Raw genomic sequence first — 20,460 nt, 5'->3', positions numbered from 1 at the left:
TGCCTTATTTTTACTCTGACATATTGCTCAATACTGGCACAGATATTGTTTACTGGCTTTCCTGATTCATTTTTCACTAATTTGGTGAATAGAAAACAACCGACGCACATAAAAAGTGCGCTACATGGAGACAGACAATAATGAGCCTAGATGTAAGTCAGGTACACGGAGCCGTTCAAACCCTGACACAGAGTTCAGATACCCTTTTTTTGCTGCTTGGTGCAATCATGGTGTTTTTAATGCACGCGGGCTTTGCTTTTCTCGAAGTAGGGACGGTGCGCCACAAAAACCAAGTCAATGCACTGGTCAAGATCCTCGCTGATTTCGGTATTTCAGCCCTCGCTTACTTTTTCTTTGGTTACTGGCTTGCCTATGGCGCGAACTTCTTTGCCGATGCGCAAACCCTATCGCAAGGCAATGGCTATGAACTGGTGAAGTTCTTCTTCCTTCTCACCTTTGCGGCGGCGATACCAGCGATTGTCTCAGGCGGTATTGCTGAGCGTGCACGATTCTATCCGGTACTGATTGCCACGTTTTTTACCGTCGGTCTGGTCTACCCAATCTTTGAGGGTATGATTTGGAACGGCAACTACGGCGTTCAAGCTTGGTTTGAAAATCAATTTGGTTATGGCTTCCATGACTTTGCAGGCTCTGTCGTTGTGCATGGCGTGGGCGGTTGGATAGCCTTGGTTGCCGTGCTGTTTCTAGGTATGCGTAACGGCCGTATTCGCGCAGGTAAGCACACCAACTTCGCGCCTTCAAACATCCCATTTTTGGCACTCGGTGCATGGATTCTATGTGTCGGCTGGTTTGGTTTTAATGTGATGTCTGCGCAAACGCTGGAAGGCATTAGCGGCCTAGTGGCGATGAACTCACTGATGGCGATGGTCGGGGGGATTGTGGCGGCCTTGATTGCGGGTAAAAATGACCCTGGGTTTATCCACAATGGACCGCTTGCCGGTTTGGTTGCGGTGTGTGCCGGTTCCGATCTGATGCATCCGATTGGCGCGCTTGTCACTGGTGCGGTGGCTGGCGCACTGTTCGTTTACCTCTTTACCTATCTACAGAACAAAACCAAGATCGATGATGTACTCGGCGTGTGGCCTCTGCACGGCGTTTGTGGCGCGTGGGGTGGTATTGCGGCTGGAATCTTTGGCCAAACGGCACTGGGTGGCTTAGGCGGCGTGAGCTTGACGGCTCAAGTGCTTGGCACCATTGCTGGTATCGTGATTGCGGTCGTAGGCGCCATGCTTGTCTACGGCATCATCAATAGTGTGACCGGATTACGCTTGTCCGAGGAAGATGAGTTTAATGGCGCCGATTTGGCGATTCACAAGATCTCTTCAACCAACGAAGACTGATCAAAAAGCTGTATCCAACCAACTCGGGGCGCGACTAGGCGCCCCGTTTTCGATCATCCATCACAGAAACCACACCTCGTTTAAAACGCTTCGACTATGGTCTAATCCTTATTCCTATTGTTGTTATTGATGAAGTGCTAAGCTAACAGCAAAGGAAGAAAACCAATAAAGGAAGACCTATGAAGTTTCCGTACCGCAACGTCGTTGTATTGACTGGCGCAGGTATCTCCGCTGAATCTGGTATTAAGACCTTTCGCGCTCAAGATGGCCTTTGGGAAAACCACCGTATTGAAGATGTCGCAACCCCAGAAGGATTCGCGCGCAACCCAGACTTAGTGCAAGAGTTTTACAATCAGCGCCGTCTCAAACTCCAAGATGACTCGATTAAACCTAACGCCGCCCATCTCGCACTAGGTAGGCTAGAGCAGGAGTTGGAAGGCAGTGTCACCATCATCACGCAAAATATCGATAACTTACATGAGCGCGGTGGCAGTACCAATGTCATTCATATGCATGGCGAGCTACTGAAAGCGCGTTGCAGCGTCTCCAATCAAGTAGTCGATGAACAGGGGCCGATTCACACCGGTGATTTATGTCATTGCTGTCAAATCCCGTCACAGATGCGCCCCCATGTTGTGTGGTTTGGCGAAATGCCGCTGCGCATGGGTGACATCTATGAAGCGTTGGAAAAGTCGGATCTGTTTATATCCATCGGCACTTCCGGTGTGGTGTATCCCGCCGCAGGATTTGTTCATGATGCAAGAATGCACGGTGCCCATTCGATTGAAATCAATCTTGAGCCCAGCGCTATCGAGAGTGAGTTTGAAGAAAAACGCTACGGTAAAGCAAGTATTGAGGTGCCGAAACTTGTGGATGAGATTTTGTCGCTACAGACACCATCACGCAAGCATGCATAACTGGCGCGACAGGAGCTCAAACGACTCACTCAACGATTAAAGTGAGCAGTTAAATACAACAACGGCCACATTGCGTAGCCGTTTTACTTTGATACTCTTATCGACAATGGATTATCGATATGAGTGAGTCATTCGTGGACTAGTTGTTCACTTTGAGTTTTTGGAAGTACTCATCGTAAAGCACGCTGGCTTCACCCACCTCATCTTGCCATGTGCCGCTTTCCATCACCTCTTGTGGTGGGAAGATGCTTGGATCGTTGGCAAAATCTTCGGGCAGCAAGTCGTGCGCGGTAGCGACGGGGGTCGGGTAGCCGATTTCAACGGCAATTTTCGCTGCGTTCTCAGGACGCAGTAGGAAATCGATCATCTTGTGCGCGGCTTCGATGTTTTTCGCTTCTGCTGGAATCGCTAAGCTGTCCATCCAAAAAATGGCGCCTTTTTCTGGCCAAATGATGTCGATGGATGCGCCCTCTTGACGAGCCATGTAGGCAGACCCATTCCAGAGCATACCCAGCGAGACTTCACCGGCAAGGTAAGGGTTCGCGGGGAAGTCAGAGTTAAATACCAATACATTGGGCATTAGTTTTTTCAGCTCTTGATACGCCGCTTCAATTTCGTCAGGGTTGGTGGTGTTGGGTGAGTAACCGAGTTTGGTTAAGGCGATGTGGAACACCTCACGTGAATCGTCCATCAGCATGAGTTGGCCTTCCCACTTGGTATCCCAAAAGTCGTCCCACTTGGTGACGGTTGAGCGGTCTAGCATATCAGAGTTGATGCCAATCCCCGTCGCGCCCCAGATGTATGGAATCGAGTAGTTGTTACTTGGGTCAAAAGGCTTGTTTAAGAAATTACTGTCGAGATCGGCAAAGTGCGACAACTGTGTTTTATCGATTTGTTGAAGCATGCCTTCCTTACGCATCTTCGACACAAAATAGGTAGACGGTACTACCAGGTCATAACCTGAGCCTTGAGTCTTTAACTTGGCGTACATGCTTTCGTTAGACTCGTAGGTTGAGTAGATCACTTTGATCCCAGTTTCATTTGTAAAGTCTTCAAGAACTTCAGACGGAATGTATTCCGACCAGTTGTAGAAATAGAGTTCTTGATCAGCAGCCATAGCAGGGGAAGCGATAAGTGTCGCTGCGCACAAGGCGCTTGCATAGAATTTACTTTTCATTGTATTTCCGTTTTTTGGTGCGCCATCAAGATCCATCGTTCCTGACGTATCTTATTGATAGTGCAGTGAGTAATAATATTTATCGACAAGATAAACCATACGCGAAAAGTATATCAGCCAAACAAAAAAATAGGCAGCATCCGCTACCTATTTTGTTCTTTTTCGTCTGTTAAACGGTTATTGACCCGCTTTCAACTTCATAAAGTAGTCTTCGTACTTAACCGTCATGTCACCAACCGCATCTTGCCATTCTACTCGGTCAAGATCCTCTTGCGATGGGAAGAGCGGCGCCACATCTTTAAACTTGGCATTAGACTCTGCTACAGCGGTCAAATAACCGGTATCACGCGAGATTTGTTCAGCGATTTCAGGGCGTAGTAAGAAATCGATCATCTTATGCGCGGCTTCTACGTTTTTCGCTCCGGAAGAGATAGCAAAGTTATCGACCCAACCAATGCCTCCTTCTTTTGGAAAGACCAGTTTAAGGTTGAGACCTTCGTTTTGCGCGGCGGCAGCACTGCCATTCCACAACATGCCGACACCCACTTCGCCCGATAAGTAAGGTGCTGCTGGGTTGTCTGAGTTAAAGACTAAGACGTTTGGCATGAGCTTTTGCAGTTCAGCGTATGCTTGGTCGATTTGCTCTGGGTCAGTGGTATTGCCTGAGTAACCCAGTTTACGTAAAGCGATATGGAACACCTCACGCGTGTCATCCATCAACATGACTTGACCTTGCAAATCCGGGTTCCATAGGTCTGCCCAGCTGGTAAAGTCGTTGGCATCGTACATGTCTTCGTTTACGGCGAGACCTGTGATCGCTACCACGTGGGGAATCGAGTATTCGTTGTTTAGATCATAAGGTTTGTTGAGGTAGTTTTTGTCCAAGTTGGCAAAGTTTGACAGCTTGCTCTTATCAATTTTCTGCAACATACCTTCGTCTCGCATTTTAGCGACGAAGTAAGTCGAAGGGACGACTAAATCGTAGCCTTGGTTGTGCGTTTTTAGCTTGGCATAGAGTGTTTCATTCGACTCATACGTCGAGTAAATCACTTTAATTCCGGTTTCACTGGTGAACTGCTCAAGCAAACTGCTGTTAATGTACGGCCCCCAGTTCATAAACACTAATTCTTTGTCTTCTGCACGCGTTTGCGCTGAAAAGAGAGAGAACATGCATGCACTTGCCGTAATTAAAGTTGCCCATTTTTTCATTGACGTTAGCTCCAAACCAAACGTACAGGCCAGCAACACTGGCCATTATCGATAAAAAACAGGACGGTGAGTGCCGTCCCGTACAAAGTCATGGGTATCAGTCCTTCTCGCGAGCAATCAATTGCGAGAGGATAACCAGTGTCAACGACACCACCAACATGACGGTTGCAAGAGCATTCACCTCTGGTGAAATGCCCACCTTCACCATTGAATAGATCTTCAATGGTAGAATTTCATAAGTCGGCCCTGTGACAAAGGAACTGATGATCACATCGTCCAGTGATAGCGTGAAGCTCAGCAGCCAACCGGCAGCGACCGCTGGCTTCGCCAAGGGTAAGATGATTTTGCTTAAAATCGTCCACTCACTCGCGCCCAGATCTTTTGCTGCCTCAAGCATTTTTACATCAAACCCGTTTAAGCGGCTGTATACCGTCACAACCACAAAAGGCAGACAGAAGGTAATGTGGGCGATCAACAAAGTGAAAAAGCCCAGTTGGGCGCCTAGCACCAAGAATAGGGCAAGCAGCGAAATCGCCATCACGATATCCGGTGACATCATGACAACATACAGCATGCCATTCACCGCGTTTTTGCCTTTGAAGTTATAGCGAAATAGCGCCACCGCAGTTAGGCTACCAATCACGGTGGCGGCAGTAGCGGAAAACACCGCCACGTTGATCGAGTGCCACGCAGCTTGCATTAGGCTGTCATTGTTGACCAAGGTTTCGTACCACTTGGTGGTAAAACCATCCCACTTCATGCCGAATTTATTGGCATTGAATGAGTTAACGATCAGCACGATGATAGGCAGGTACAAAAAGCCGTACACAACGCTCATAAAGCTAAATCTAACTGTTTTTCCCATCAGCTTAGCTCCACTTTCTTATTCAAGAGTTTTCCTGCCCGATAGTAGGCGTACAACATTACCGCCATCGCAATGGTCAATGCGATACTGGTTGCCGCGCCGAATGGCCAATCACGTGCATTGAGCACTTGGCTTTTGATCACGTTACCAATGAGCAAGTTCTTCGCACCACCGAGCAAATCGGAGATATAGAACATGCCGAGTGCAGGCAGCAGAACTAATAAGCAACCACCAATAATGCCCGGCATGGTCAATGGTAAGGTGACACGCGTGAAGATTTGCAGTTTGTTGGCACCGAGATCTTTCGCCGCCTCAATGTAGGTATCGTCTAATTTTTCAATCGCCGAATACAACGGCAGAATCATAAACGGCAGCAAGATGTAGACAAGGCCAATCATCACGGCGCTCTCGGTGTACATAATGCGTAGTGGCTTATCGATAAGTTCCAGTGCCATCAATGATTTGTTTAAAATACCCTGAGTACCTAAGACAATTTTTAGCCCATAAGTACGAATCAGCGAGTTGGTCCAAAAAGGAACGATGACCAAAAACAGCATGATAGGGCGCCACTTGGCCGGCATCTTTGCCACGATGTAGGCAAAAGGGTAGCCAATCACCAAGCAGATCAAGGTGGCGACGATCGCCATATAAAACGAATGCCACAGTACTTTGGCGTACAATGGGTCGAATAAGCGCGCGTAGTTGTCTAAAGTAAAGGTCAGATCGATGAGATTTGCTTCGTCACGCGTAAGGAAACTCGTACCAATGATCATCAGGTTGGGTAACAGCACAAATAGTGTTAACCAGCCGACAATCAGTGTGATGATCGCATTTTGAAGATTAAACTTCGACGCTTTCATTGAGCACCACCTCCCAGCTCTCCACCCAAGTGATGGCAACTTTTTGACCGAGAGAGTGATCAACATCCGGGTCATCTTCATTGAAGAATTCACTCACCATGACGCGCATACCTGATTCAAGTTCTATTACGGAGTCGAGCGTCATCCCTTTATAGGTACGCTCGGTGACGTGACCAACGATGCCACGCTGCTCGGACTCTTTGATCTCTTCGATACGTAAGTCTTCAGGGCGTAGCATCACTTGTAGCTTGTCGCCGGCTTGAGCTTCACCTTCGAAGTAAACAACGCTATCGACGCCTTCAATTTCGGCGCGCACACGTTTGTCGTCCAAACGCTCGATCATGGTGGCATGAAAGACGTTAATTTCACCGATAAAACGCGCAACGAATAGGTTCTTCGGCTCTTCGTAAATCTCACGTGGGGAGCCATCTTGCTCGATGACGCCATCGCGCATCACGATAATGCGGTCCGACATCGATAGCGCTTCCTCTTGGTCGTGGGTGACGAAGATGAAGGTGATGCCCAGTTTGCGCTGAAGCTGCTTAAGCTCAATTTGCATCTGCTTGCGCAGTTTGTAGTCCAACGCTGACAACGATTCGTCTAACAGCAATACCTTGGGTTTGTTGACCACCGCGCGTGCAATGGCTATGCGCTGCTGCTGGCCACCGGAAAGCTGGTGAGGCTTGCGTTGCGCCATCTCTTCAAGGCGCACCATGCGCAGCGCTTCAAGGACTCGGGGTTCAATATCTTGGCTCGGCACTTTTTGCATACGCAAACCAAACGCGACGTTCTCAAACACCGTCATGTGCGGGAAGAGGGCATAACTCTGGAAAACAGTATTGACGTGTCGCTGCTCAGCAGGAACATGAGTCACAGTTTGACCATCAAGAATGATGTCACCGTTATCTGCAGACTCGAAGCCCGCAATCATACGTAATACGGTTGTTTTACCACAGCCTGAAGGGCCTAAAATGGTCAAAAACTCACCGTGATTTACATCGAGATTTAGGTGACCGATGATTTCTTTGCCATCGAAGCTTTTACTGATGCCTGCTAAGCGTATAACCGGTTGTTCTGCTGTATTTTTGCTGTTCAACGTCTGTATTTCTCCTACTTAAACAGAACCATAGCGTTGTACCTAGCCATCACTATGGGTATTGATTCATTTCCCTAATGAGAAAGCGCATAAAATAACGTGAAGTTAGAGGCGCGAATCATAATCACCAAAATCGTGAAATCAAAGCAATTTATCAGCCTCCAAGTGAAAAAATTTTTATGAAGTCTGACCTGTATGTTTGTTAACGAAACTAGCCCACGTTATCTAACGTGGGTGGACGAGACTACGACCCGTGATTTGTTTAACCTGTTGCCCACTTTAAAACACAAAAAGTTCAAATATCAATCAAATCGTTGATAAAACTGGCAACAATGACGGTTCTGATTTTAGAGTGCGAGATGTTTCAGTATAATGATGTTAATTTTTTCTCTAAAAGTGAGTGTGCCAGCGTAACATGGCAGGCAGACCAGTGATGGAATTCCAATGAAGAGTGAGTTTGAAAAAGACTTCAACCTTGGCGGCAGTATCGAGCGCGCCTTATCCGGAAATTACGAGCTGAAGGTGGTGGATGTGCTCAAAGAAGCGGGCCAGCACACCATGAAACATTTCATCTCTTTCTCTCCGGCGATCATCGCCTTGATTGCGTTGCAACTGGCGATTTTTTATATCGCTCTAAAATTGCAACTGGGTAATCCTTCTATCATCTTCGATGCGATTTTAGGTACCGCAGAGTTCGACCCCAGTATTTTCAGTGCGATTATGGTCGCCAACTTTAGTTACGAAGTGATCAGTGCACCGATTTATGCCGGGATCAGCTTAATGGCGATGAGTCACGCGGCTGGACTCTCAACCAAGCCCCGCCACATGCTCAAAGGGCTACAACATACCATTCCAATTATTATGGCGACACTGTTTAGCCTGCTCCTTCAAGGCGTGGCCGGAATGATTCTGCCCTTTGTTTCTATGTATTTGTCGCTGGCGTTTAGCAACTCTATGCTCCTTATCTGTGAGAAGCGTGTACCGCCCATGCAATCGCTGCTGTTGTCGCTGCGCGCCGTTAATAAGAAGTTTTTCCCACTAGTGGGTTTGTATTCGGTCGTAACGGTGCTGTTTATCGTCGGTGTGATGTTCTACGGAATCGGCCTCATTTTTGTGCTGCCGTTTTTCTTCCACGTCAAAGGCATCGTGTACCGCAATATGTTTGGTATTAAGCTAAAAATTGTCACCAAAGAACAACCTACAGATGAGAATGATGATGACAACGACCCACAAATTTTCAATGCGTAAGACGGAACTACTTGTTTTAGTGATCGCAGCTCTGGTTGCCAGTTGCAGTTACTACCAGTACGAGAAACAGGATCAAGAAGAGGCGGTGAGCGTTTCCTATTCTCAAGCGAAGAAAGTCGGTAAAGCGCCAGATTTTACTCGCTTTGATGATGTCTCCGAGAAAAAACAGGCGTTCTTCGACTACCTACGCCCGGGTATCGAGTTGGAAAACCAGAGAGTCAAAAAAGAGCGTTCGCGTTTAGACATCATTCAACGTCGTTTTCAAAAAGGCCAGTTAACAGCCAAAGATCGTCAATACGCCTCTGAGTTGGGTGAACGTTACAACGTCCAGCTTCCAGAAGGCGGCATTGATCAAGCTTGGCTTGAGACTATGTTGCATCGCGTCGATGTATTGCCGGAATCTCTGGTGTTGGTTCAAGCCGCCAATGAGTCAGCTTGGGGCACGTCGCGTTTCGCCCGCAAGGCAAACAACTACTTTGGTCAATGGTGTTACTCCGAAGGGTGCGGTGTGGTACCGCTGAAGCGGGGCGATGATATGAGCCATGAAGTTGCCAAGTTTAAATCGGTCCAGCAGTCCATTCATGGCTATTTTATGAATGTGAATCGTAATCACGCGTATGAAGACTTGCGTGAGATCCGTTACCAACGACATGTAAAAGATAAAAGTCTTACCGACACTCAAGCAGCTATCGCTTTAACTAATGGCTTGCTGCGCTATTCTGAGCGCGGTGAGGACTATGTCCAAGACATCAAGACGATGATCATGCACAATCAGGACTTCTGGGAAGATAACCTGACAAAACAATAAGTAACGATAATGACTCGATTAAAGTTAGCCCTAGGACTTGGGTTTGCAGCGGCGATAGCGTTCACGCCCGTCGCAGCGCAAGAATACATGTTTACCTACACCAAGCTTTACACCCACATGAAGCAAAACGCCAAAGAGGGACATGAAGACGTTAAAATCGGCTTCTTTTTTCTCAATGCCGATACGAAGCGTAATTGCGTGATTGAGAAAGCCTGGATGGAAAAAGAGCAGCACTACGAAGAGCTTAAGTCCTCTCAGTACCATGAGCTTTTGGTACCACTCGATAACAATCTGCGCTCTGCGAATCCACTGGTTTTCGTGCGCACCCCGCAAGATCAGCGCTGTGATTTCTCGATGGTCGTCATGACCAAACAGCCAATGGAAGGAGAGGTCTCGTACCAAGAGGTTGAGGTGCTCCTTCCTCAAATGCATGCCATGCTTGTCGATCTCGGAGGGATGTTCGCTAGCTGGTTCACGCCAGATGTCGAAGGTGTCACGTTGGAGTTTCCCAACGATCTCAATGGTGTGATTCAGTTCTCCAATGGCTCAGAGAAAGCGATTGTGGCTGGCAAAGTGCAAGTGGCGTTAAGTGAGATTGGTGAGGGGGGTAAGATAACTCTTCCGACCCAAACTGCGCGAGTGTTGCCATACTTACCCAAGGCAAAATAGCCATCTGCTCGTCTTTACCTAAACGTAATAAGGGCCGCATCTGCGGCCCTTATTCTTTATGACGACTAAACCTGACTACAAGTTGGTCACATTGAGCTGAAGGCTAGGATCGAACTCTTGTACACGATCGTCTTCATCAAGCTCTGGAGTCGGGATCTCTTCTTTATCGAAGCCAATATCTCCACCGTTGATGACACCAGAGTCTTTATCAACGGATTTAAAATCGAACAGTTCAAAGTCAGCCAAGTGGCTAGGTACCACATTTTGCATAGCGCGGAACATGCTTTCGATTCGACCAGGGAAGCGTTTGTCCCACTCATTAAGCATCTGTTTGATGTTCTGGCGCTGCAAGTTTGGCTGTGAACCGCACAAGTTACACGGGATAATTGGATAGCCGCGCAAATCTGCATACTTGATGATGTCTTTTTCACGGCAGTACGCCAGCGGACGAATCACCACGTGCTCACCGTTATCCGACACCAATTTAGGTGGCATGCCTTTCATTTTTCCGCCGTGGAACATATTCAAAAAGAGTGTTTCGAGAATGTCATCGCGGTGGTGGCCAAGGGCAATCTTGGTTGCGCCCAACTCTTTTGCAGTGCGATACAAGATACCACGACGCAAACGTGAACAGAGTGAACAGGTCGTTTTGCCTTCAGGGATCTTATCTTGAACGATAGAGTACGTATCCTCTTCGACAATTTTGTATTCGACACCAAGTGACTCTAAATACTCTGGCAGGATGTGTGCAGGGAAGCCAGGCTGTTTTTGATCAAGGTTGACCGCAATCAATTGGAAATTGATTGGCGCACTCTTTTGTAAACTCATCAAAATATCAAGCATAGTAAAGCTGTCTTTGCCGCCGGATAAGCAAACCATAATGCGATCACCGTCTTCAACCATATTGAAGTCTTGGATGGCTTGGCCGGTGTTGCGGCGGATACGCTTTTGCAGCTTATTAAAGTTGTATTGTTGAGCTTTAGTTAGCTCTTGAGTTTGCTCAGTCATCAGCTTGCAGTCTTAATCAATCATGAATCCAAATGAAGTGCGTATGATACGGATAAATCACTCAGATGCCAGCGTTAGCGCAGAAAATAATTTACCGGCTTGAGGTCCAAACCGCGGTCTTTTGAGAGGAAAGAAAATAGCCTCACCAAAGGGTGAGGCTATTGAAGGAGAACAAGTCCATTAGATTGCTGTTTTAGGATCGAGTGGGCTGATATAACCAGCGGGTTTCAGTGCGAGTACATCGCAATTGATCTTATCAATCACATGTTCAGCGGTATTCCCGATAAACACCGCTGAGAGTCCGGTGCGTCCAGTGGTACCGATAATCACCATAGCGGCATTCTCTTTGATAGCGGCGTCTGGGATAACGTCCTCTGGCAAACCTTGCTCTACAATGGTTTGCTCTTCATCAAAACCATGTTTTTGTCTCAGTGCTTTCATCGCTGTTAAGTGGTGGCCGCGAACAGCATCGGTATAGGTGGTCGGGTCAAACTCTGGTAACTCAATAGTAATGTTGGCCGGTGTGACTGGATAAGCGTTAACAAGCAGCGGACGTGCGCCTAATCGCTCAGACAAACTCTTTAGCTGCTCAACCATTTCATCGTTTAACCCAATGTGTGTGTCATTTTCTGAACCCACGTGCACGGAGGCGAGAATACTTGCGTCCTCTGGCCACGTTTCGTTTTTAACCAGCAACACAGGAGAAGGGCATTTACGCAGCAAATGCCAATCGGTTGGGGTGAAAATCACCGATTCTAAGACGTCATGCTTGCGTGTACCTTTAATAACGATGTCGTGTTCACCAGAAAAGACTTCGGCTATAATCGCTTCATATGGACGGTTGTGCCACACCACTTTGACTTCAAACTCCACGTTGTCATTCAAATAGGGCTGTGCGACTTTTTGCATCCATTGCTCGCGTTGACCGATCACACCTCGGCGCATTGCATCTCTTTCATCAGAAGAGAGCATTGAGGTCATGTCATAAGAGAAGTCATAGATAGAGAGAAAGAACGTCACTCGACTCGGTGAACGGCTCTGCGCGGCAAGCTGCATCGCTCTGGAAAGGGCGGGTTGTTCTTCTTTATTGATATCGGCAACCACTAAAATCTTATTGTAAATGCTCATAATTACTCCTTGGAGTAGAGTTGGGCTATAAGATTAATGTAGCTTACTTTTGAGGAGAGTATTAGGAAAACAATGCGGAAAGTAAAAGAAGTATGATGTAGCTCAGAATAGAGCTACATCATTGAACTGATTACGATTCTTTTGAAACGCCCGCCAGATCCATCAGCGCATCGTGGTCGATGATGGTGATGTATTTCCCTTTCACGCTGAGAATTTCAGACTTTTGGAAACGGCCTAGCAAACGCGAGATTGTCTCTACCGTCAATCCGAGATAGTTACCAATATCACCACGAGTCATGGTTAAACGGAACTCACGAGGGCTAAAGCCGCGCTGCGAAAAACGAGTTGAAAGGTTGTATAGGAAAGCAGCGAGACGCTCTTCTGCGTTCTTCTTTGAGAGCAGGAGAATCATGTCTTGGTCGCCTTTGATTTCATTACTCATCAGGCGCATGATTTGCTGACGCAACTTAGGCATTTTACCTGAAAGGTCGTCCAAGATTTCGTAAGGGATCTCACACACCATCGACGTCTCAAGCGCTTGAGCGAAACTTGGGTGACAATCACCAGTAATCGCATCAAAGCCTACAAGGTCACCGGCGAGGTGAAAGGCTGTAATTTGTTCATCGCCTTGCTCGGTAATGGTGTAGCTCTTAATGGTTCCTGAACGAATTGCGTAAAGAGATTTAAGCTCATCACCCGCTTTAAATAGCTCCTGGCCTTTCTGGATAGGCTTCTTTCGTTCGATAATTTGGTCAAGCTGGTCAAGTTCGGACTCGTTCAAAGTGAACGGAATACAAAGCTGACTGATACTACAGTCCTGACAGTGAATCGCACAACCACCGGACTGAATTCGCTTTGTTGCAGGCTTTTCAGAAATCATAACAACCTTTCACTATTTGATATACATCAATATTTTAGCACCCATTAGCGGCAAAAGGTAGCGGAAAAAAATGTATAAAAACAGGTATCTATAAACTAATTAATAAAATCGATATTGCATCATATCCGGTAAAAATGCCGTAGATTAACAGCATAAACGCAACAATTTGACGAAATACTGAAGAATTTTGAATCCGCTTAAGCGCCTCAGCCCCCATGCCAACCGCCAGCATCGCGGGTAGGGTTCCCAGCCCAAACATCAACATGACTAAGGCGCCGTTTAGCGCGCTGCCAGACACCGCAGACCACGTCAATGTGGAGTAGACAAGTCCGCAGGGTAGCCATCCCCAGACCATGCCAAACGGAAGGGCGTGCAAGGGGGATTGTAAAGGCAGTAGGGATTTGCCCGCTGGAGCGATAAAACGCCAAAGCTGCTGACCCAGCTTTTCAATATGCAGCAGTCCGTGCCACCATTTTCCGATGTAACACGCCAGAAAAATCATGAAAAGTGCCGCCAGCAAACGAAGCCATATCAAGACACTATTTATTTGGCTCAGTTTGCTCAACGACGCCACTGCGCCGCCGACGATGGCTCCAAGCAGTGCGTAACTGATTAATCGACCAAGATTGTAATAAACGGGCGTCCAGCGAGAGGGCGAGGTTTGCCCGATGGTGAGCATTGAGGCGATACCACCACACATCCCCATACAATGTCCGGCCCCGACAAGACCGATAACAAACGCGCCAAACCAATCAATCATCATGGCTCACGTTTCTTTTGCTCAGACTCATCTTCGTCAAACAGAATGTTGTGACCTTGACGCTCGAGATCTTCAAACTGCTCGCTTTTCACTGCCCACAGAAACACCGCTACGGCAACACAAACCAGTACGATGGCAATAGGGATTAAGATATACAAGCTTTCCATTTACTTACCCTGTTCTTTGAGCAAACGCAGAGAGTTCGATACTACAATAATTGAGCTTGCAGACATACCAACCACAGCAAAATAAGGCGCGACCAAGCCGGCAACAGCGAGTGGCAAAATCAGTACGTTATAGCCCAGTGACCACGCGAGGTTTTCACGGATGATTTTTCGAGTTTGCAGCGCGAGTTTGCGTGCATCAAGGATTCGTTCCAAGTGATCACCAAGCAACACCATGTCCGCTGAGGCTTTGGCAACATCGGCACCACCACCCATGGCGACAGACAGATGCGCGCCGGCGAGAGTAGGGGCATCGTTAATGCCATCCCCGATCATCATGGTGACGTCATTCGCATCAACGTGGTTTAAGAATTCGAGCTTGTCTTGAGGCTTGGCTCCTGCGACTACATCCTCAATCCCAATTTGCTCGGCGACCAATGTCGCGTTGGTGTGGGAATCACCCGTTAGCAGCGTCACTTTGATGCCCGCTTGCTGAAACTGCTCAATAAACGGCTTGGCGTCCTTACGAATCGGGTCGTGATATTCAAAGGTGGCCACTAGCTCGTTATTCAGTGATAAGTAAATGCAGTTAGGTGAGGGACTCGCCCCTTCACCAATCACAAACGAGGCACTGCCTATTTTCGCAATCGCACCATCAATCGAACCGGTTACACCAGAACCAATTACGTTCTCGATGTCTTGAATCTCCAGACTCTGAACCGCATAAGGCTTAAACGCACGGGCCAGAGGATGATTGGCGTGGGACTCCAATGCTGCGGCCATAGAGAGCACTTCTTCACGAGTGATATCTCCATGGAGCGTCACGTGACGAATTTCAATGTCACCATGCGTTAAGGTCCCGGTTTTATCGATGATCAAATGGTTCACTTTACACAGCGTTTCGAACACGTGGCTTTTGCGCAGAAGTATGCCAAAATTGCCCATGCGAGATGTCGCGCAGGTCAACGCCGTTGGTGTCGCGAGAGAGAGGGCGCAAGGACAGGTCGCGACCAATACTGACAACATGATCCAGAATGCATCGTCTGGGTTTGCTTGGTGCCAAAAGAACCAGGTAACCGCAGCAATCACCAAAATAATCGTGACAAAATAGCGCGCAACGACGTCGGCTATCTCGGCGATTTTGGGTTTCGCAAGCTGTGCTTCATCTTGCAGGCGTACAATTTTCGAGATCATCGAGTCCGCTTTGCTGGATGTCACCTCAAGTTCAAACGCTTCCTCGCCGTTGAGGGTACCGGCGTACACATAATCCTCGACATTTTTCACGACAGGAACGGATTCGCCCGTTAACATCGACTCATCGATGTGGACTCGGCCTTTGATGATCTTGCCATCGGCAGGAATGTGCTCACCGGGTAACACGCGGATTTGATCACCAAGTTTTAGGCTTCTGACGGCAATTTGGTCACCTTGAACCGTGGTGGCCATTGCAGGTATTAATTTAAGCAGGTTTCCACTTGCAGCGGCGGCTTTGCGTCTTGCGCGCATTTCAAGAAAGCGGCCAACCAAAAGGAAAAACGCAAACATCGAAATGGATTCAAAGAAAACTTCACCTTGCTCTGTAATGGTCGCCACCAAACTGGCAAAGTAGGCAAAAATCATCGCCAAAGAGACGGGGACATCCATGCCGAGAGTTTTACTGCGTAAGCTACGCCATGCATTTAGGTAAAAGGGCAGCGCCGAGTAGAGCATAACCGGTGTGGCAAAAATAAGGCTTACCCAGCGAAAGTAGTGTTTAAACTCTGGTTCTAGATCGCCAAACACCTCAAGGTAGAGCGCCACTGCCAACATCATGACTTGCATGGTCGCAAGGCCAGCTATACCTAACCGATAGAGGTACTGCTTCATTTGCTGATGGTAAGCCGCTTCTTGCTGGTCAGCTTCAAATGGCGCAGCTTTGTAACCCAATTGGTGAATCGACGAGAGAAGATCGCTGAGTCGAGTTTTGCTTTTATCCCACGCGAGTATCGCACGATTGGTCGTGGTGTTGACACGAATAGACAAAACGCCAGATTGGGTCGAAACTTGTTTCTCAATCAGCCAAGCACAAGCCGCACAAGAGACACCATCGAGTGACAATGTCACCTCTGCATGTTCTTCATTGGTTCTGACAAACTCCGATTGAACCTCTTCGTTGTCATAGTGAATGAGTGCCTTAAGCTGCTCGGGAACCAGTTCGACTTTTTCTGCAGGCGCTGTTCGATATTGATAGTAGGACACGAGCCCGCTATCAATAATCGTTTGGGCGACGGTTTCACACCCTGGGCAACACATATCGCGAGATTCGCCGAGGATCTCCACCTTATAATCCGTGTTGTCTGGTACTTCTTCACCACAGTGGTAACACGTTTTACACATAGCTACGCTTACATCAATTAGTTGGAAAGAGGGATGGCCATCTCAGAAGGGAATGTCACGCGGCCTTGAATTAACCATTGTGCATCATGAGGGGTCAGTTCGATAAACCAGGGGCCTTGCAGCGCCTCGTCGAGCTCAAAGCGATATTGACCTTTGGCGTCAGACGTCAGTAATCGGCTAAAATCGCGATCAGGCAGTGTGCGATGGGCAAACATCGCGGTGATTGCGGGGAAGTGTTCGAGAGTGCCTTTATCAAGCGTGATGACGATAGCGTTTTCGTCAGAGACGACTTGAGCGCTCAGTCCTAACTCTTTTGCAACGTGAATCTTTGAAATATCAACGTTGATCCCTTTTCCTTTTTTATAGTAATCCTCAGTAACCAGATCGACCGAGTTCTGAGAGAAAATAACGACCGTTATAATAGTCCACACCACCACGATCGATGGAAGGATGATTAGAAACCACGGCCAAAACTGCTTATACCAAGGCTTTTCCATAAAAAAGTTCTCAATTTATAAAATGAAATCAGGGCTTTAACTGTAAAGGAAAGACAGCCCCATTACCATCTGTTGACAGCATGGGGCTGGAATTGAAATGTAACTTATTGTTCTGAGTTGCTTAGGCTCCATACATAGGCAGCGACAAGTTGCACTTTGTCTTCACCTAGTATGTCTTTCCAAGCTGGCATTACGCCTGAGCGGCCGTTCATGACCGTCTCTGTCACTTCAGCACGCGAGCCACCGAACAACCAATCTTGGTCAGTCAGATCCGGTGCACCCACAGCTGGGTTACCTTTACCGTCCGTACCATGACAAGCCGCACAAACCGCAAAACGTACTTTACCCGCTTCTGCTTCGCGCGCGTTCACGCTACGACCTGACAAGCTCAGCGTATAGCTCACGACTTCTTTCACGCCTTCTTCGCCAAGCGCATCTTTCCACGCAGGCATTTGACCGATTCGGCCTTGCATGATGGTGGTCACGATAGCTTCTGGCTCGCCACCGTATAGCCATGCGTCGTCAGTCAAATTAGGGAATCCTTTTTGACCGCGAGCGTCAGAGCCGTGACACTGCGAACAGTTTTGTAAGAACAGGCGCTGACCCACTTTTACTGCTTCATCATCCGCTGCAATCGCAGGGATAGGGCGCAGATCAGAGGAGCCATCAACATACGCAAGTCGCTTGAATGCTTCACCAAAGTAGGCATCTGCATCATCAAGCTCTTTGGCGTATTGTACTAGCTGCTTGTTCTCTTGAGAGGCGGCAATCGACGCTTTTGACTCTTCAACCGAACGAACGGTTTGATCTGAGCTCTGCCAGCCCAAGACACCTTTAAAGCTGCCAAGACCTGGATAAAGCGTTAAATAGATCGCTGCAAATACGAACGTACCAATGAAAAGGTAGGTCCACCATTTAGGTAGAGGATTGTTAAGCTCACGAATACCATCGTATTCATGGCCCATATCAGCGCCTTCCTCTACGCCCATTTTGTCTTTAAGACACCAGATAAGTAGTGCAGCACAGCCGACCAGTGTTCCGACCGTGATGATAATTATCCAAAGACTCCAAAACGTCGTCATTGCTTAGTCACTCCCTGTTCTTTTTTGGGCTGTTCAATCTCGTCAGCAAAGACAAGGTTGGCATCTTCTTCGAAGCGAGCTTTACGGTTTTTGCCGTAAGCCCACCACACAACGCCAATAAAGCTCACGAACAGAACGATGGTCCAAATACTGTGAATAGTACCGATATCCATTACGTCACCCCTTATTTACTTCATTGCGTGACCAAGAGACTGAAGATAAGCAATGATGGCATCCATCTCTGTTTTACCTTCTACATCTTTAGACGCGTTTGCGATTTGTTCATCTGTGTAAGGCACGCCGAATAGGTCGCGGAAAATACGTAGTTTCTTCTCAGTGTCCTTACCATCCAGTTCATTGTCAGCCAGCCATGGGAAACCAGGCATGTTTGACTCAGGAACCAACTCGCGTGGGTCAATCAAGTGAACGCGGTGCCACTCGTCAGAGTAACGGCCACCAACGCGCGCAAGATCTGGACCTGTACGCTTAGAGCCCCATAAGAACGGATGCTCCCAAACGCTTTCGCCCGCGACGGAGTAGTGACCGTAGCGCTCTGTTTCCGAACGGAAAGGACGAATCATTTGGCTGTGACACACGTTACAACCTTCGCGAATGTAAATATCACGACCTTCGAGTTCCAACGCAGAATAGGGACGCAAGTTTTCAACCGGCTCCGTTGTCTGTTTTTGGAAAATCAGTGGCGTGATTTCTACCAGCGCACCCAAACTGATGGCAAACACAATCAGGATCGCAAGCAAACCGACATTACGTTCTACTAGTTCGTGGCGATTGTTAGAATTTGAACTCATTCTTTAATCTCCTTAAGCCGGTTGCGGGATAGCTTTTAGGCTATCTTTTGGCGCGGTAACGGTTTTGTACGTGTTGTATGCCATGAGGAACATACCTGCTAGGAAAATAAAGCCACCTAGGAAACGTACAAAATAGAACGGGTAAGACGCTTGCACAGACTCTACAAAACTATACGTTAATGTGCCGTCTGAGTTCACTGCGCGCCACATTAGGCCCTGCATAACGCCCGAAATCCACATCGCGACGATGTAAAGAACAGTACCGATAGTGGCAAGCCAGAAGTGGGCGTTGATCATGCCAACAGAGTACATACGTTGCTGACCGAACAGACGCGGAACCAAGTGGTAAACCGAACCAATCGACACCATAGCAACCCAACCTAGCGCCCCTGAGTGCACGTGACCGATTGTCCAGTCAGTGTAGTGGGAAAGGGCATTGACGGTCTTAATCGACATCATCGGGCCTTCAAACGTTGACATGCCGTAGAACGACAGAGATACGATAAGGAAACGCAAAATTGGGTCATAACGAAGTTTGTGCCATGCGCCAGATAGCGTCATGATACCGTTGATCATGCCACCCCAAGAAGGTGCGAACAATACGAGAGACATCACCATACCGAGCGACTGAGTCCAGTCAGGCAGAGCCGTGTAGTGAAGGTGGTGTGGGCCTGCCCAGATGTATAGCGAGACCAATGCCCAGAAGTGAACAATCGACAAACGGTATGAATAAACGGGACGTTCAGCTTGCTTAGGAACAAAGTAGTACATCATGCCAAGGAAGCCAGCGGTCAGTAGGAAACCTACCGCGTTGTGTCCGTACCACCATTGTACCATTGCATCAACGGCACCGGAGTAAACAGAGTAAGACTTACCCATAGAGACCGGAATCGCCATGCTGTTAACAATATGCAATACAGCGACAGTGATGATGAACGCACCAAAGAACCAGTTTGCCACGTAGATGTGTGATGTTTTACGCGTAATCAGTGTGCCGAAGAACACCACTGCGTAAGCCACCCAGACAACAGCGATCGCAATATCGATCGGCCATTCTAGTTCCGCGTACTCTTTACCCGAGGTAAAACCGAGTGGGAGAGTGATCGCGGCTGCGAGGATAATTGCCTGCCAACCCCAGAAGGTGAAGGCGACGAGAGGGCCACCAAATAGACGTGTTTGACAAGTTCTCTGTACAACGTAATAAGACGTTGCGAATAGGGCACTTGTACCAAACGCAAAAATAACCGCATTAGTATGCAGAGGACGTAAGCGACTGTACGTCAACCACGGCGTATCAAAGTTTAGCTGTGGCCAAACTAATTGAGCGGCAATCAAAACACCAACAGCCATGCCGACGATACCCCAGAGAATAGTCACTAAGGTAAACTGACGGACGACCGTATAGTTGTAGTTTTGTTCTAGCTGCTTTTCTTGGCTCATTTGCATGCTTCCAATTTCTAATTAACTACACTTTACTTCCAACACGACACATGTCGTAATGCCACCCAAAACCTCAAGAAAATGTCGCCAATCTCAGTTGGTTAAA

Annotated in this window: 21 protein-coding genes; 5 read left to right on the top strand and 16 right to left on the bottom strand. The window is 47.8% G+C overall.

All coding sequences use genetic code 11. The features are described from left to right. Nucleotides 1-140: 140 nt before the first annotated feature. Together AC6R03_RS09900 and cobB are read left to right on the top strand one after the other, a co-directional pair. Nucleotides 141-1,361 carry an ammonium transporter gene (locus tag AC6R03_RS09900; protein ID WP_500631083.1) on the top strand — a complete coding sequence of 407 codons (1,221 nt, stop codon included), beginning with the start codon at nt 141-143 and terminating at the stop codon, nt 1,359-1,361. Nucleotides 1,362-1,540: 179 nt separating this feature from the next. Beyond that, nucleotides 1,541-2,278, top strand: coding sequence for a Sir2 family NAD+-dependent deacetylase (gene cobB, locus AC6R03_RS09895; protein WP_334555345.1), 738 nt, complete (start codon nt 1,541-1,543; stop codon nt 2,276-2,278). A gap of 139 nt (nt 2,279-2,417) precedes the next feature. Here cobB and AC6R03_RS09890 read toward each other — a convergent pair whose 3' ends face one another. The 5 genes from AC6R03_RS09890 to potA all read right to left on the bottom strand — a co-directional run bounded on the left by AC6R03_RS09890 (nt 2,418) and on the right by potA (nt 7,494). Continuing rightward, nucleotides 2,418-3,455: an extracellular solute-binding protein gene (locus AC6R03_RS09890; RefSeq protein WP_500631082.1), complete on the bottom strand. Its 1,038-nt coding sequence runs from the start codon at nt 3,453-3,455 to the stop codon at nt 2,418-2,420. Nucleotides 3,456-3,632: 177 nt separating this feature from the next. Next, nucleotides 3,633-4,664, bottom strand: coding sequence for an extracellular solute-binding protein (locus AC6R03_RS09885; protein WP_500631081.1), 1,032 nt, complete (start codon nt 4,662-4,664; stop codon nt 3,633-3,635). Nucleotides 4,665-4,761: 97 nt separating this feature from the next. Beyond that, the gene (gene potC / locus AC6R03_RS09880; RefSeq protein WP_500631080.1) at nt 4,762-5,529 is read right to left on the bottom strand and encodes a spermidine/putrescine ABC transporter permease PotC; all 768 of its coding nucleotides are present in this window, start codon (nt 5,527-5,529) and stop codon (nt 4,762-4,764) included. Beyond that, the gene (gene potB, locus AC6R03_RS09875) at nt 5,529-6,389 is read right to left on the bottom strand and encodes a spermidine/putrescine ABC transporter permease PotB (protein WP_334555349.1); all 861 of its coding nucleotides are present in this window, start codon (nt 6,387-6,389) and stop codon (nt 5,529-5,531) included. The genes potC and potB overlap by 1 nt, the downstream gene beginning before the upstream one ends. Next, the gene (gene potA / locus AC6R03_RS09870) at nt 6,370-7,494 is read right to left on the bottom strand and encodes a spermidine/putrescine ABC transporter ATP-binding protein PotA (protein ID WP_500631172.1); all 1,125 of its coding nucleotides are present in this window, start codon (nt 7,492-7,494) and stop codon (nt 6,370-6,372) included. Before potA ends, potB begins: the two co-directional genes overlap by 20 nt. A gap of 435 nt (nt 7,495-7,929) precedes the next feature. Between potA and AC6R03_RS09865 the strand changes: the two genes are divergently transcribed. Genes AC6R03_RS09865 through AC6R03_RS09855 form a run of 3 tightly spaced genes read left to right on the top strand, consistent with a single transcriptional unit; the run spans nt 7,930 to nt 10,210 of the window. Next, complete coding sequence (locus AC6R03_RS09865) at nt 7,930-8,733, top strand: hypothetical protein (protein ID WP_500631079.1); 804 nt, start codon at nt 7,930-7,932, stop codon at nt 8,731-8,733. Continuing rightward, complete coding sequence (locus AC6R03_RS09860) at nt 8,726-9,541, top strand: glucosaminidase domain-containing protein (RefSeq protein WP_500631078.1); 816 nt, start codon at nt 8,726-8,728, stop codon at nt 9,539-9,541. The genes AC6R03_RS09865 and AC6R03_RS09860 overlap by 8 nt, the downstream gene beginning before the upstream one ends. A 9-nt stretch (nt 9,542-9,550) precedes the next feature. Continuing rightward, nucleotides 9,551-10,210 (top strand): DUF2987 domain-containing protein, encoded by a 660-nt coding sequence (locus AC6R03_RS09855; protein ID WP_500631077.1) that lies wholly within the window; start codon nt 9,551-9,553, stop codon nt 10,208-10,210. 75 nt (nt 10,211-10,285) lie between these two features. Here AC6R03_RS09855 and ttcA read toward each other — a convergent pair whose 3' ends face one another. From ttcA to ccoN, 11 genes are all read right to left on the bottom strand, one after another. Next, nucleotides 10,286-11,218: a tRNA 2-thiocytidine(32) synthetase TtcA gene (ttcA, locus tag AC6R03_RS09850; protein ID WP_500631076.1), complete on the bottom strand. Its 933-nt coding sequence runs from the start codon at nt 11,216-11,218 to the stop codon at nt 10,286-10,288. A 180-nt stretch (nt 11,219-11,398) separates the two neighbouring features. Continuing rightward, a complete protein-coding gene (gene uspE, locus AC6R03_RS09845) occupies nt 11,399-12,346 on the bottom strand; it encodes a universal stress protein UspE (protein WP_334555353.1) in 948 nt (315 codons plus the stop codon). A 130-nt stretch (nt 12,347-12,476) separates the two neighbouring features. Further along, nucleotides 12,477-13,226: a fumarate/nitrate reduction transcriptional regulator Fnr gene (gene fnr, locus AC6R03_RS09840; protein WP_334555354.1), complete on the bottom strand. Its 750-nt coding sequence runs from the start codon at nt 13,224-13,226 to the stop codon at nt 12,477-12,479. A gap of 88 nt (nt 13,227-13,314) precedes the next feature. Continuing rightward, nucleotides 13,315-13,989 (bottom strand): sulfite exporter TauE/SafE family protein, encoded by a 675-nt coding sequence (locus AC6R03_RS09835; RefSeq protein WP_500631075.1) that lies wholly within the window; start codon nt 13,987-13,989, stop codon nt 13,315-13,317. Then, nucleotides 13,986-14,153 carry a cbb3-type cytochrome oxidase assembly protein CcoS gene (gene ccoS, locus AC6R03_RS09830; RefSeq protein ID WP_334555356.1) on the bottom strand — a complete coding sequence of 56 codons (168 nt, stop codon included), beginning with the start codon at nt 14,151-14,153 and terminating at the stop codon, nt 13,986-13,988. Before ccoS ends, AC6R03_RS09835 begins: the two co-directional genes overlap by 4 nt. Beyond that, nucleotides 14,154-16,526 carry a heavy metal translocating P-type ATPase gene (locus AC6R03_RS09825; protein ID WP_500631074.1) on the bottom strand — a complete coding sequence of 791 codons (2,373 nt, stop codon included), beginning with the start codon at nt 16,524-16,526 and terminating at the stop codon, nt 14,154-14,156. Between the two features lie 17 nt (nt 16,527-16,543). Further along, nucleotides 16,544-17,023, bottom strand: coding sequence for a FixH family protein (locus AC6R03_RS09820; RefSeq protein WP_500631073.1), 480 nt, complete (start codon nt 17,021-17,023; stop codon nt 16,544-16,546). A gap of 104 nt (nt 17,024-17,127) precedes the next feature. Beyond that, a complete protein-coding gene (gene ccoP, locus AC6R03_RS09815; protein ID WP_334555359.1) occupies nt 17,128-18,105 on the bottom strand; it encodes a cytochrome-c oxidase, cbb3-type subunit III in 978 nt (325 codons plus the stop codon). Then, the gene (locus AC6R03_RS09810) at nt 18,102-18,278 is read right to left on the bottom strand and encodes a cbb3-type cytochrome oxidase subunit 3 (protein ID WP_334555360.1); all 177 of its coding nucleotides are present in this window, start codon (nt 18,276-18,278) and stop codon (nt 18,102-18,104) included. Before AC6R03_RS09810 ends, ccoP begins: the two co-directional genes overlap by 4 nt. Before the next feature lie 15 nt (nt 18,279-18,293). Beyond that, nucleotides 18,294-18,914, bottom strand: a complete 621-nt coding sequence (gene ccoO, locus AC6R03_RS09805) for a cytochrome-c oxidase, cbb3-type subunit II (protein ID WP_334555361.1) — start codon at nt 18,912-18,914, stop codon at nt 18,294-18,296. A gap of 12 nt (nt 18,915-18,926) precedes the next feature. Beyond that, on the bottom strand, nt 18,927-20,354 hold the full coding sequence (ccoN, locus tag AC6R03_RS09800) for a cytochrome-c oxidase, cbb3-type subunit I (RefSeq protein ID WP_334555362.1): 1,428 nt from the start codon (nt 20,352-20,354) through the stop codon (nt 18,927-18,929). Between the last annotated feature and the right edge of the window lie 106 nt (nt 20,355-20,460).

Source organism: Vibrio sp. R10-SG-ISO4, assembly GCF_059834135.1.
The sequence above is the reverse complement of the archived record's forward strand: the minus strand, read 5'-3'. Positions and strand labels throughout refer to the sequence as shown.